General features: G+C 32.7%; 10 protein-coding genes, 1 other RNA gene and 1 riboswitch. All 11 genes read right to left on the bottom strand.

Annotated elements, in window-relative coordinates; translation table 11 throughout:
* Complete coding sequence (purF, locus tag ACWJJT_RS00240; protein WP_462956711.1) at window positions 1-1,425, bottom strand: amidophosphoribosyltransferase; 1,425 nt, start codon at window positions 1,423-1,425, stop codon at window positions 1-3.
* A gap of 59 nt (window positions 1,426-1,484) precedes the next feature.
* Window positions 1,485-2,192: a phosphoribosylaminoimidazolesuccinocarboxamide synthase gene (purC, locus tag ACWJJT_RS00235; protein ID WP_462955587.1), complete on the bottom strand. Its 708-nt coding sequence runs from the start codon at window positions 2,190-2,192 to the stop codon at window positions 1,485-1,487.
* A gap of 53 nt (window positions 2,193-2,245) precedes the next feature.
* Window positions 2,246-2,725 (bottom strand): 5-(carboxyamino)imidazole ribonucleotide mutase, encoded by a 480-nt coding sequence (gene purE, locus ACWJJT_RS00230; protein WP_462955586.1) that lies wholly within the window; start codon window positions 2,723-2,725, stop codon window positions 2,246-2,248.
* A 254-nt stretch (window positions 2,726-2,979) separates the two neighbouring features.
* Window positions 2,980-6,774 (bottom strand): phosphoribosylformylglycinamidine synthase, encoded by a 3,795-nt coding sequence (locus ACWJJT_RS00225; protein ID WP_462955585.1) that lies wholly within the window; start codon window positions 6,772-6,774, stop codon window positions 2,980-2,982.
* A gap of 289 nt (window positions 6,775-7,063) precedes the next feature.
* A complete protein-coding gene (locus tag ACWJJT_RS00220; protein WP_462955584.1) occupies window positions 7,064-8,407 on the bottom strand; it encodes an alanine/glycine:cation symporter family protein in 1,344 nt (447 codons plus the stop codon).
* Window positions 8,408-8,551: 144 nt separating this feature from the next.
* Window positions 8,552-8,681, bottom strand: a riboswitch (glycine riboswitch).
* Between the two features lie 176 nt (window positions 8,682-8,857).
* Window positions 8,858-9,243: RNase P RNA component class A (rnpB, locus tag ACWJJT_RS00215), an RNA gene on the bottom strand.
* Between the two features lie 51 nt (window positions 9,244-9,294).
* On the bottom strand, window positions 9,295-10,110 hold the full coding sequence (locus ACWJJT_RS00210; RefSeq protein ID WP_462955583.1) for a Nif3-like dinuclear metal center hexameric protein: 816 nt from the start codon (window positions 10,108-10,110) through the stop codon (window positions 9,295-9,297).
* Window positions 10,101-10,790 carry a tRNA (adenine(22)-N(1))-methyltransferase gene (locus tag ACWJJT_RS00205; protein WP_462955582.1) on the bottom strand — a complete coding sequence of 230 codons (690 nt, stop codon included), beginning with the start codon at window positions 10,788-10,790 and terminating at the stop codon, window positions 10,101-10,103. Before ACWJJT_RS00205 ends, ACWJJT_RS00210 begins: the two co-directional genes overlap by 10 nt.
* An 11-nt stretch (window positions 10,791-10,801) precedes the next feature.
* Window positions 10,802-11,683, bottom strand: coding sequence for a PH domain-containing protein (locus ACWJJT_RS00200; RefSeq protein ID WP_462955581.1), 882 nt, complete (start codon window positions 11,681-11,683; stop codon window positions 10,802-10,804).
* A 119-nt stretch (window positions 11,684-11,802) separates the two neighbouring features.
* Window positions 11,803-12,906 (bottom strand): RNA polymerase sigma factor RpoD, encoded by a 1,104-nt coding sequence (gene rpoD / locus ACWJJT_RS00195; RefSeq protein ID WP_462956810.1) that lies wholly within the window; start codon window positions 12,904-12,906, stop codon window positions 11,803-11,805.
* Between the two features lie 22 nt (window positions 12,907-12,928).
* Window positions 12,929-14,698, bottom strand: a complete 1,770-nt coding sequence (gene dnaG / locus ACWJJT_RS00190; RefSeq protein ID WP_462955580.1) for a DNA primase — start codon at window positions 14,696-14,698, stop codon at window positions 12,929-12,931.
* Window positions 14,699-14,700: the final 2 nt, after the last annotated feature.

The following is a 14,700-nucleotide window of genomic DNA, read 5'->3' as shown; positions in this document are numbered from 1 at the left end:
CTACCTTTCTAATCTTGCTTTGTCATTTTCATATGGAGCTGATACTGGATATGTACCATTAAAGCACCCTAAGCAATATTCAGTATGACCTAATGATTTTAATAACCCCTCTATGCTTAGATATCCTAAACTATCTGCACCTATTTCTTGTCTAATTTCCTCTACGGAAGTGTTCGCCCCAATTAAATCTTTTCTATAAGGTGTATCTATTCCAAAATAACATGGATATTTCACTACTGGTGAGCAAACCCTAAAATGAACTTCTTTCGCTCCAGCTTTTTTTAATATTTCAACTAATCTTTTACTTGTGGTTCCGCGAACTATTGAATCATCTATTAGAATAACTCTTTTACCTTCTACATTTATTTTTAATGCGTTTAGTTTTACAGACACTGCCCTTTCCCGAATTTCTTGAGTGGGACTTATAAAGGTTCTACCTACATATCTGTTTTTTATAAGACCCATTCCAAAAGGTATTCCAGATATTTTAGAATATCCTATTGCTGCGGCCATACCTGAATCTGGAACCCCTATAACCATATCGGCATCGACTGGTGATTCTTTAAATAGCTGCTGTCCAGCTGCCACTCTTGAAGTGTACACATTAATCCCATCAATAGTACTGTCTGGTCTTGCAAAATATATATATTCAAATGAACAAGTTGCATTTTTAATTTTTTCCGCAAAATTAATTGATGTAAGTCCATTTTTATCTATTATTACTATCTCACCAGGCTTTACATCTCTTAAAAAGTCTGCACCTACTGCATCAAGTGCACAACTTTCCGATGCAAGAATATAATTATTACCTATTGTCCCGATGCAAAGAGGCCTAATGCCATTTTGATCTCTAACTCCTATTAACTTTTCCTTTGTAAGCATTACTATTGCATAAGACCCTTTAATAGCCTGTATTGCATCCACTACAGCCTTTTCAATTCCTTTTTTTGCGCCTCTAGCAATTAGATTTAATATAACTTCTGAATCTATGGATGTTTGAAACATATATCCACAATCCTCTAGTAATTCTCTTATGACATCTTCATTTACTAAATTACCATTATGCGCTATAGCTATGTCCCCAAGACTAAATTTACTTAAAAGTGGCTGTGCATTTTTTACTTCACTGCCTCCTGTTGTTGAATACCTTACATGCCCTATGGCAGCATGACCCTTCATTAGTTTAATCTTTTCATCATTAAAAACATCACACACAAGGCCCATAGCCTTTTCACAAGTGAGGGTAGTTCCATTCGAATATACTATCCCAGCACTTTCTTCTCCCCTATGCTGCAAAGCATAAAGTCCATAATAAGTTAAAGATGCAACATCTAAGTCTTTATCCGGTGAAAAAACCCCAAAAACACCACATTCCTCTTTAAACTTATCTTCATCTTTTAGCTTATTTTCATCATTAATGGATATTTGGTTTAATTCTACAACTTTATTCAAAGAAATCCCTCCCCACTATTTCTTGTATTATCTTATTTATTATTTATTCTACTTAATATTTCCTCGTAAGCTTCTGTAACATTACCCAAATCTCTTCTAAATCTATCTTTATCCAATTTCTCTCCAGTTTTAACATCCCAAAATCTACAAGTATCTGGTGATATCTCATCTGCCAAAATTATTTCTCCATTAAATCTCCCAAACTCTAATTTGAAATCTATTAAATTAATATCTTTTTTAAAGAAAATTTCCTTTAGAATATCATTTATTTTTGAAGCCATTTTATATATTTCTAATAATTCCTCAAAAGTCGAAAGCCCCATTGCTACTGCATGATAATCATTTATAAGTGGATCACCTAATTCATCATTTTTATAACTTAACTCGAGGACTGTTGTTTTTAGCTTAGTTCCTTCCTCTATTCCATATCGTTTTGCCATGCTACCAGCGGCCACATTTCTTACGATTACTTCTAGAGGCACTATTTCAACCTTTTTACAAAGTTGTTCTCTATCGCTTATTTTTTTAATAAGGTGAGTTTTTATACCTTTTTTCTCTAATAACTCAAATAACATAGTAGTTATGCTATTATTTAAAATTCCCTTTTTCTCAATTTGAGCTTTTTTAATTCCATTAAATGCTGTTGCATCATCTTTATAATATACTCTGACCTCATCCTTATTATCTGTGCTAAACATTTTTTTTGCTTTTCCTTCATATAACAATACTGAATTTTCCACTAACAATCACTCCTCAAATTTTAATTTATAAACCGCATTCCTTAACTTTCATTTTAAAATTCTATATCTTCTTCATTCTCTGCTATAAATTTTTCTTTCATTTCTTCTCTATATTTAATTAATTTATTTTTAAGTTCAATATACTTAAGGGATAAAATTTGAACTGCAAGCATTCCAGCATTATAACTGTTATTGATGCCCACAGTAGCAACCGGAATTGCTTTTGGCATTTGAACAATTGAAAGTAGTGAGTCTATACCACCAAGAGCCGCTTTAATGGGCACTCCAATCACCGGCATTAATGTATGTGATGCAATTACACCTGGAAGATGCGCTGCAAGTCCTGCCCCTGCTATGATACATTCTACCCCATTATATTCCATTTCATTTATTACTTCTTTTAATTTTTCTGGTACTCTGTGAGCCGAGAGAATATGTACTTCGTAATCTACATCAAATTCCTTAAGTGCTATCGCTGCATTTTTCATTATATCCTTATCTGATTTACTTCCAAAAATAATTCCTACCTTCATTTTATTACCTCCCCAATGTAATTAAATAACAACTTTTATAATTTCATCTTAACAGTTCTTTTTCGTTAAGTCAATGCATTAGTGCTATTTTTATTATTATTGTTCGTGTTTCTTCTATATTTATGTGCGTTTAATTACTATTACCGATAAATTGTTCGCATTTTTAAGTTCAACCAGCTTTTTATATCCGTATTCAAAAAAAATAAAAAAGAAGTAGCAAGGGCACAATTTGTACCCTTACTGCTTCTTATCTTTTATTTAAAATAATTTACTCCTGCCTCAAATATCTTTTGATCCTTCTCACCAATAATATTTTTTAAAGTGTTAACGCCTACTCTTTCAGAGTGACCCATTTTACCGAAAACCCTTCCATCCAAACTAGTGATTCCTTCAATAGCATGCATTGAACCATTAGGATTAAAGTTTATATCATAACTTGGCATTCCGTCAAAGTCTACATATTGAGTGGCTACTTGACCACTTGCGAATAATTTTTTAATTACTTCTTCATTTGCTACAAACCTACCTTCTCCATGTGATACTGGAATGGAATGCACATCTCCAACTTTTAAATTACTAAGCCAAGGAGACAGGGTTGAAACCACTTTAGTTTGCACTGTGCAAGATACATGTCTACCAATTTCATTATACGTTAAGGTTGGGCTGTTTTGTGTTATATCCGTTATCTCACCAAAGGGAAGTAACCCAAGTTTTATTAAGGCTTGAAAGCCATTGCATATTCCGAGCATTAACCCATCTCTATTTTTTAATAACTGATGTATGCTTTCGCGTATTATAGGATTTCTAAAGAATGTAGCAATAAACTTACCCGACCCATCTGGTTCATCACCAGCACTGAATCCACCTGGAATCATAACAATTTGAGAACTTTTTATTTTTTCTGCTATAGCTTTTATAGATTCTTCAATATGCCTTGATGATAGATTCTTTATTACCATAATTTCCACTTCAGCTCCAGCCCTTTCAAAGGCTCTCATAGAATCATATTCACAATTAGTACCCGGAAACACAGGAATTATAACTCTAGGCTTTGCTATTTTAATTGCAGGAGCCGATTTCAATTTTGGATTTTCAACGCTTGCATAAATTTTATCATTTCTGATATTTAGTTTACTAGTATTTACTTTCGTACTAAATACACTTTCTAAAGGTCCTTCCCACTTACTTAACGCTTCTTCTAGACTAATAGTTTCCCCTAAGACTTTGATAAATGGTTCTACCTGAGTCTGTCCAAGTATCTTAATATTTAAATTCTCTTTAATTAGCTCTGAAAGCGTGCATTTATCTATTTCCATTACAATGCTGCCATAATCCTCTTTAAATATGCTTTCCACCTGAATATCTTCTTTAAATTCAAATCCTATCTTATTACCAAAACACATTTTTGATATAGCTTCTGACAGACCTCCCATCCCTACTGCATAGGTTGATAACACCTTGCCACTATCTATTAACTTCTTTACCAATTTATAGTTATGACGAAGCTTTCCAAAATCAGGTAATCCATCTTCACAAGTATTTGCGTAAACTAAAACAACCTGACTATCTCCATTTTTAAACTCTGGAGATATAACCTTATCTGTATTTATAACATCGACAGCAAAGGATATAAGCGTTGGTGGTACATTCATATCATTAAATGTACCTGACATACTATCTTTTCCACCAATAGCCGCTATGCTGAATTGTTTTTGTACATGTAATGCCCCTAAAAGTGATGAAAATGGTTTACCCCACTTATACGGTTCTTTTGATAATTTTTCAAAATACTCTTGAAATGTTAGTTTAATATTTTCATAATTAGCACCACTAGCCACTACCTTTGCTACAGAATCTATTACTGCATAAGCAGCTCCATGGAATGGACTCCATTTTGATAATTTAGGATTGTACCCATAGGACATTATTGTACCAGTGGTTGTATCTCCGCGAAGTACAGGTAATTTTGCTACCATGGACTGAATTGGTGTTTTCTGAAATTTTCCACCAAAAGGCATTAACACCGTTCCTGCTCCTATTGTGCTATCAAACCTCCCAGCTAATCCTTTTTGACTACAAACATTTAAGTCTGATAGATTAGAATTCCATAAATCTTTTATTGATTTTAAATTACCTTCACTCAATTTTGAATCTTTTGAAAAGTAGTATTGATTCTCTTTAGGTGCTGCTACTTTTACATTAATACGCTGATTAACTCCATTTGTGTCTAAGAAACTTCTACTCACATCAACAATAGTTTTTCCCTTCCATACCATTTTAAGCCTATTATCATCAGTTATTTTCGCCACCACTACAGCCTCTAAATTTTCTTCTTCTGCTAGCTTTATAAATACGACAGCATCTTCGCGCCTAACAACAACAGCCATACGTTCTTGGGATTCTGATATAGCAAGCTCCGTACCATCTAAGCCCTCGTATTTTTTAGTGACTTTGTCTAAATTTATTATAAGTGAATCTGCGAGTTCCCCTATAGCTACGGATACTCCGCCTGCACCAAAATCATTACATCTTTTTATAAGCGTCGTAACCTTTGGATTTCTAAATAATCTTTGAATCTTTCTTTCTGTAGGCGCATTACCCTTTTGAACTTCTGATCCTGAAGTTAGTATTGAGCTCTCGCTATGCTGCTTAGATGACCCCGTAGCTCCTCCGCATCCATCACGTCCTGTTTTGCCACCAAGAAGTATAACAACATCAGATGCCATTGGTTTTTCCCGAACTACATTCTTATAAGGTGCAGCTCCAATAACTGCCCCTACTTCCATTCTTTTAGCCACAAAGTCTTCATCATAAACTTCAGAAACGAGTCCTGTAGCAAGTCCTATCTGATTTCCATAAGAACTAAATCCATGAGCAGCTTCAAGTGTTATTTTTCTTTGAGGAAGTTTGCCTTTTATTGTATCTGAAATTTTCGCCCTTGGATCACCGCAGCCAGTAACACGCATTGCCTGATACACGTAACTTCTACCTGATAATGGGTCTCTTATTGATCCACCAAGACAAGTAGCTGCACCACCAAAAGGTTCTATCTCAGTAGGGTGGTTGTGGGTTTCATTTTTAAACATTACTAGCCACTTTTCCTTCTCTCCTTCAATGTCTGCTTCCACAATTATACTGCAGGCGTTTATTTCGTCTGAAACATCAAGGTCCTTTAATTTCCCTTGTTTCCTTAAATCTTTCATGGAAATAACAGCCATATCCATAAGTGTTACGTCCCTATTTGATTTATCATAAACAAACTCTCTAGTATTTAAATATTCCGCGTAAGCCATCTTAATTGGTTTAGAATATTTACCATCTTCTATGTAAACATCATCAATTACAGTATTAAAAGTTGTGTGCCTACAGTGATCTGACCAATACGTATCTATAACTTTTATCTCCGTTATAGATGGGTCTCTCTTTTCAGTTTCTTTAAAATAATCTCTACAATATCTCAAATCCTCAAAGCTCATAGCAAGTCCATTACTTTTTAAGAACTCTTTTAAATCCGTATCATTCATCTCAATAAAAGATTCTACTGTTTTTACTTGTTCTGGCTCATTAAACCTTTGCTGTAAATCATTCTGTTTTCCCAACTCTGCTTCTCTTGAGTCTACAGCATTTATGCAATACTCTTTAATTTTATTTAGTTCGTCATTAGTAATATTTCCCTTTAACACTATAACTCTTGCACTTTTAACTATATGTTTATCCTCTTGAGTTAAAATTTGTATACATTGAGCAGCCGAATCTGCCCTCTGGTCATATTGTCCAGGCAAAAATTCAATAGCAAATACAGTATCGTACTTTTGAATATCTAACTCTTCATCATAAACCTGATCTACTGTAGGTTCTGAAAATATTGTATTCCTTGACATTAGGTACTGCTCCTTGGTTATTCCCATAACATCATATCTATTAACTAGTCTAAGCCCATCCAAATTCGATATACCTAAATTTATTTTTATATCTCTTAATTTTTTTTCACCTTCAACATTATAGTTCGCTTTTTTCTCTACATATAACCTATATATCTTATCTTTCATGATTAATACCTCCAAAATTTATATTTATACGAATATTAAACAATGATTTTCTTTTATAATTCGTTATAATCACATTATAATATACTTCTTCTAATTATAAAAGCATATTTTAGAATAAAGTGGTTTTTAATTTTTCTATAATATTATTAAATTACGAAATTTAACACGTATAGTAATTATGAAATTTGTTATCTTAATGTAGTCCATACTTTTATTATTTTAATACTAACAAAAAACAGGATGGCATAAATCTGCCATCCTGTTTTTTTCTAAAAGTAAATTATAAAATTTAGTTTTTCTTTTCAAAATCATTTTCGTAATTTTTCAAAGTCTTTTTAACTAAAGCTCCAAGACCTAATAATGCAATTAAATTCGGTATAACCATTAATCCATTAAAAGTATCAGCGAGTTCCCAAACTAGATCAACCTTTAGAGCTGCTCCTAATACTATAAATACAAGAACCAATCCTCTATATGTCGTTAACGCTTTTTTTCCAAATAAGTATTTAACATTTGCCTCTCCAAAAAAATACCAAGCTACTATGGTAGAAAAAGCAAAGAAAAATAACGCTATAGCTACAAAGGGACCTCCAAGACTTCCCATACCATTCGAAAAAGCTTTTTGAGTTAACGCTATACCAGTAGTTTTTCCATCTAATGCTCCTGTAGTTAATATAACAAGTGCAGTTAATGTTAAAATTATAAAGGTATCAATAAATACACATACTATTGCAACGAGTCCCTGCTCAGTTGGATGATTAACTTTTGCAACTGCGTGTGCATGTGGTGTTGACCCCATTCCAGCTTCATTAGAAAATAAACCTCTTGCAATGCCGTATCTCATAGCTTCTTTTACGCCAACTCCTATTAAACCGCCAGTAGCCGCTTTAGGGTTAAAAGCTCCTACAAATATCATTTTAAATGCTGGTCCTAAATTAGCAAAATTCACTATAATGATTCCTAAACTACCCAAAATATAAAATATAGCCATAAACGGAACTACTTTTTCAGTAAAGGCTGCAATTCGGCCTACTCCTCCAATAAAAATCATACCCGCTAATGCTGCAACTATCACACCAATGATTATACGAATATTGGTATTTGGGCTTATTGCTGCACTTATTGAGTTAGATTGTACCATATTCCCTATAAATCCTAATGCAATTATTATAGTTACTGAGAAAAATGCTGCCAACTTTTTACTCCCAAGTCCTTTACTAATATAGTAAGCAGGTCCTCCCGTCACCTCACCGTCAACTGTCTGTTTATACTTTTGACCAAGCACTGCTTCCGCAAAAATAGTTGCCATGCCAAAGAAAGCACTTAGCCACATCCAGAATATAGCACCCGGTCCTCCTGATGCTATAGCAGTTGCGGCTCCTGCTAAATTTCCTGTTCCTACTTGAGCCGCTATTGAGGTTGTCATGGCTTGAAAGGATGACATTCCATCTTTTCCTGCTTTATTGCCGAATTTAGCTCCTCCAAAAGTCTTTTTGAATGCATCCTTAAATTTTCTTACTTGAACAAATTTTAACGTTATTGTAAAATAAATTCCAGTACCACATAACAAAAATATTAGTACATACCCCCACAAAACACCGTTAACACCTTTAATAATTGATAAAAAGTCCATAAACACACGCTCCTTCTAGTTATAAAATTTTTTCAGATAAAAAAATTTCTTGTGTATAGAATATATTTATACCAATTAATACTCTGTGAGACCATTATTTTTTAAAGCACACAAAAAATAGAGATCAAAATAAAATGACCTCTTGAAAATAACCCTGTCCTTTTACCTGAGAGTTTCACTAATTCACTATTAAATTTCATACAAATAATATGTAATTTAATAATGTTTAGCTTGCTCCTTCGGTGCTTATATAAGTCTCTCCAGAGGTTCGTCCGATATCAGTACTTCTCCAAAAATGGATACCTGAAAGTTTAACTTCTTCGGTGGATGTTATACATCTCTCTCCAAATATCTTCATCCGAAATTATTAATTTGTAATACTTCGCATGACTATAACATATTTTGAATTTTTAGTCAATAAAAAAAACTCACTGTAAAGTGAGTTTTTTTGGTACGACTAAGCCTATAAGCCGAGTCCTGTATTAGACAATCATCTATCTAGGCCCATTGTTACCAATAGGCTCAAGCGATACACCCGAGAACGAGACGGGCAGCCTCATAATGTTCTCCTATTCGATCTTGCTCCAGGTGGGGTTTACATAGCCGCAAAGTCGCCATTGCGCTGGTGAGCTCTTACCTCGCCTTTCCATCCTTGCTAGTACATTTAAAAATTCAGAAAAACTAAACTTTTGAATGCCTTTAGCGGTATATCTCTGTTGCACTTTCCTTAAAGTCACCTTCACTGGGTGTTATCCAGCACCCTGCCCTATGGAGCTCGGACTTTCCTCTCCTAATTATTGCACGCAATAATTAGCAGCGATTGTCTGGCTTACTCGTAAAACCAATGATATCATACTATTAAAATAAAAGCAAATAGTATTTTATTATTACTTAACCTTATATGGATCATGTGTATTCTTAGAAATTATAACCTCATTGTCATATCCATTTTCTATCAATTGATTTTTGAACTTTTCTGCAAATATTATTAGTGGTGTCCACTCCGTTGCAAAATGCCCAGCATCAATCAGCGCTATGTTTTCTTCTAATAAATCACTAACATGATGGTATTTAGTATCTCCTGTAATAATGCAATCCGCACCCAATTTTATGCTCTCCTCAAAAAAGTCTTCTCCACTGCCATTTATAATTGCAATGGTTTTAATTACTTTATTATGGTCACCTGCATACCTAATATACTCAGTATTTAAAAGTTTTTTAACCTTTTCACATAAGGACATTAATAAAATTGGGGTATCCAGAATCACTAGCCTTCCAATACCATTATCACCATTATTATACCCTTTAATTGTTGAATTCTCAATTACCTTATAATTAGTAAACCCTAAAATTTCTGTGACAATATCATTAAGTCCACCTTTAACTGAATCTAAATTTGTATGACTAGCATATACATTTATACCATTCACAATTAGCTCAATAATTTTTTTCCCTACTAAAGTGTCTGTGGTAATAGTTTTGGGTTTAACAAAAAGGAGAGGATGATGAGTCAATATAAAATTGCACCCCTTATTCTTTGCCTCGCGAATCACGTCCATTGTGCAATCTAATGCAATTAAAATTTTTGTAACCTGCACATCTTTGTCCCCAACCATTAATCCTACATTATCATAATCCTCTTTTAGTATATGTGGGGCAACCTGCTGCATAATATGCTCAATAGCACTTACTTTTAAAAGCATTTCAAAAACTCCTTAAGTCGCATTATAACAAGATAAAGTTGCTTTTTCCTATTTTCAGATAAAATTGTATCTTCATTTAAAGCATCATATATTTTGGAATATTTTTGCAACTTATATTCTATAAATTTTCGCATTACTAATTGTTTTTTATCTAATAATATTTTACTTATCTCGTAATATATACTGTCTACTTCTACTGGTTTAGTATTATATCTCGCCTTTATAATTTCATAAAATCTACCATCATCATTGCAAATTTCTTCATCAAGGATATCATATCCAGCAACATATAAATATTCTCTCAAAACCTCAGCATTTTGAACTGGCTGAAGTATCATATAATTAAATTGTTTAACAACATCTAAGTCAGCTTCTAAAATGTCTCTTATTAAATTACCACCCATTCCTGCAATAATAGCTACCTGGACTTCTCCCTTTTCAACTGTAGATAGTCCACTTCCCAGTCTACAAGTAATTTGACCACGCATATTATTATGAATAATATTATTTTTGGCCTTCTCAACAGGCCCTTTATTTATATCAGAGGCAATAGCTTTTTTTATTACACCATTTTTCACTAAATTAATAGGAACATACCCATGATCCGTGCCTACGTCGATAACACTATCACATTCTTCTATCATACTTGCAATCCATTTTAATCTTATACTAAGCTCCATATCTCTCATCCTTATCTAAAATTTATTAATATTTTAAACTGCAATATTAAAAATATCATTGCCACAATTAGTGCCATATAAATATATTTATATGCTGATTTTCTATCATGTTTTGCGCAAAAATAACTTGCATAATACATACAAAAAAGCAACGCCATATTTAATACCCCGTAAATCATCTGAGTAAATGCAAATTGTTTGCCTGTTCCCATTTGTATTGGATTAAAATTCGCATCAAAGTTTAAGGGCATAATATTAGGTATATTACGTTTCAAATATAATATAAGTGGATTTAAGGTTAATATTATTACTATTATACTTACACCCATTAAAGGTAAAATGAAGTGCTTGTCTTTATGAAGATTATAGCTATTATTTACTTTATATTTCCACTCTACCACATGTATATCATGATGTATTAAAGTTTCCTCAAATTTTTTATAATCTAGAGGCGAAACTGCATAATTCATGTTTTTAGTTTTTATGTAAAAAACATTTTTATTATTTGTAACAAACATTCTACACATTCCTATTTTATCAATTACAAATCTACCCATTGCAAAATTATTCGTAGCTATACCATTAAGCTTAACCCCCTCAATTGTACCAGTTGAGATAGTGTATCCTCCAATTTCATTTAATGGTATAATTATTTTTTTTATAACTGCATAAATTTTAAGATTTTCGTCATCAATAGTACATTTAAGTGATGCATAAAGCAAGATGTAATATACTTGATATATATTACAAGACACTAATAAGACCTTTAATAAACTAACTACAATGTATGAATTAGTAAACCTGAGCACTATTAATATTAATATATTATATAATGCAGTCGTGAGCAAAATAAACCCTAAACCGCGTCCCCTCTTTGATATGTACTTTCCCATTTAATCACCTTCTAAAGCATATTATAGCATATTTAAACCGACCTTGTAAATATTCATACATGATTCTACATGGAGTAGAAAAAACACCTTAAATAAGGTGTTTTCTTAAGTATACTGTTCTAATCTAAGTAATCTTTTAGTTTCTTACTTCTACTTGGGTGCCTTAACTTACGTAAAGCCTTTGCTTCAATTTGTCTAATTCTTTCACGAGTTACATTAAACTCTTTTCCAACTTCCTCGAGGGTCCTTGCCCTTCCATCATCTAGTCCAAATCTTAATCTTAAAACCTTTTCTTCTCTAGGAGTCAAAGTATCTAAAACGTTGATTAATTGCTCTTTTAACATTGTAAATGCAGCAGCTTCTGCTGGTGCAAGAGCATCATCATCAGGAATAAAATCGCCCAAATGACTATCTTCTTCTTCACCTATAGGAGTCTCTAGCGATACTGGCTCTTGTGCAATTTTCATAATTTCTCTAACTTTTGCTACAGGCATTTCCATTTTTTCAGCAACTTCATCTGGTTGAGGTTCACGTCCGAGTTCTTGTAGCAATTGCCTTGAAACTCTAATAAGCTTATTTATAGTTTCAACCATATGTACAGGTATCCTTATAGTTCTTGCTTGGTCAGCTATTGCTCTAGTTATTGCCTGTCTAATCCACCATGTAGCATAAGTACTAAATTTAAAGCCTTTTCTATAATCATATTTTTCTACGGCTTTTATTAGTCCTAAATTACCTTCTTGAATAAGATCTAAAAATAGCATTCCGCGACCAACATATCTTTTAGCTATACTTACCACGAGTCTTAAATTAGCCTCTGCTAGTTTTTTCTTAGCAGCTAGATCTCCTTCTTCGTTTCTTTTAGCAAGATCAATTTCCTCGCTTGATGATAATAAAGCAACTTTTCCAATTTCTTTTAAATACATCCTAACAGGGTCATCTATAGATACACCTTCCGGTATGCTAACATCCAATTCTTCAGTTTCTGGTTCAGTTTCTGTTTCAGCTTGAGCTCCAGTCTCAGGTGCAGCAGCTTGATGCATATCCCCAATAACCTCTATCTCCATTGACTCTAAAACTTCATAAACCTTTTCTATTTGTTCTGGACTTAAATCTATCTCATAAAGTTCTTCCATTATTTCTTTATAAGTTAAAGATCCTTTTTTCTTCCCTTTTTCCATAAGTTTTTTGACTATAGTCATTTTCGAACTTTTATCCTTCATCATATTACCTCCTTTCAAATTACTATAATTGTTTTAGATCTTTTTGCATTTCTATAAGTTTTTGAGCTAATTGTATAGATTCTTCTAGCAAACCTTTTGATTCATATTGTTTGATTTTATTCATAATCTCTTTTTTCGACTCCTCTAACTTGAATTTTTTAAGTTCTTTAATGCAGTCATTTATAAGTTTTTTATGATCCTCTTCATCTCCAGAAAATTCAATTTCCATAGTATTTATCCACTCTTTTGTACATTCTATATCATTACATATAAATTCAATTTTTTTAGTTTTTTCATCTTTTGTTAAGTTTTTATATTTAACAATTAATGTATATATACTTTTATGACTTTGAAGTACCAATTGTTCTAGGTCCAAGTTTTCTGTGATATAATTACAATTTTCTTCATTTATAAACATAAATTTCAACAAATTTCTTTCAGCCTTAATATAAGCTGGCTCTAAGTATAATTTTTGTCCAAAATCTTGTTGCATATTCATTTTTTTGGTTTTTTTTGCATTTTTGTTGATTTCGTCACTTAGTAGGTCATATATTGCCTGTTCTTTGATGCCTGTTTCCTCAGAAACCTTTTTTATATAAACATCTTTTTCGACAGGATCTAAATCTGCAATAATTTCAGTAACCTTTTTCACATATTGTATTATCATTTCACTATTCGAAAAATTTATTCCGTCACCTGCTCTTTTAATCCTATAATATATTAAGGGGAGAGCATCATCCACTAATTTTTGAAAAGCCTGCTTTCCGTTGTTTTTTATATATTCATCAGGATCTTTATCCTTTGGAACTATCAGCACCCTTAAATCAAAACCTTCAGTCCTTAATATCTCAAGGCCCCTTAATGTTGCTGCTTGGCCTGCTACATCAGCATCATATGAAATAATAACTTTGTCTACATGTTTTTTCAATAATTTTGCTTGATTAATAGTAAGTGCCGTCCCAAGGGACGCAACGGCATTTGAAAACCCATATTGATGAAGTGAAATACAATCCATATATCCCTCTACAATTATTATTGTTCGAGATCTATTATTTTTTATTACAAAATTCAATCCATAGAGGTGTAGCCCCTTATGAAATAATGGTGTCTCAGGTGAATTTAAATATTTAGGTTTTGAATCATCTAAAACCCTTCCTCCAAATCCGATGACGCTGCCTTTATAATCAAACACAGGAAACATTATTCTATTTCTAAACCTATCGTAATAGGAATTTTTAGGACTTTTAATAATTAATCCTATACTAAGTAAATCTAATTCGGAGTAGCCTTTCCTTTTCAGGTATAATAACAATCCATCCCATTTATCAAACGAAAAACCTAACCCAAATTTTTTCATAGTAACTTCCGTAATGCCTCGGTTTAAGAAATATGTTTCAGCCTTCTTGTCCTTTCTTAAATTGTCATAAAAATACCTAGCCGCTGCTACATTAATATTGTACATTTTTTTATAAATGTCTTTTTGAACATTATTTTCCTCATTGTCCATTTCTATACTAATGTTAGCTCTCTCAGCGAGTACCCTTGCTGCTTCAGGAAAATTTACATTCCTATCCTTCATAATATAACTGATTACATTCCCAGCTTCACCACATCCAAAGCATTTATAAATTTGCTTTTCCTCAGACACTGTGAAAGAAGGACTCTTCTCATTATGAAAAGGACAAAGACCAATATAATTTCGCCCCGCTTTCTTAAGTTTAACTCTTTCAGATATTACATCCACAATATCATTTTGTTCCTTAATTTTTCGGATAACATCTTCAGCAATCAATA

The organism is Clostridium sp. CM041 (genome assembly GCF_055081035.1).
The sequence above is the reverse complement of the archived record's forward strand: the minus strand, read 5'-3'. Positions and strand labels throughout refer to the sequence as shown.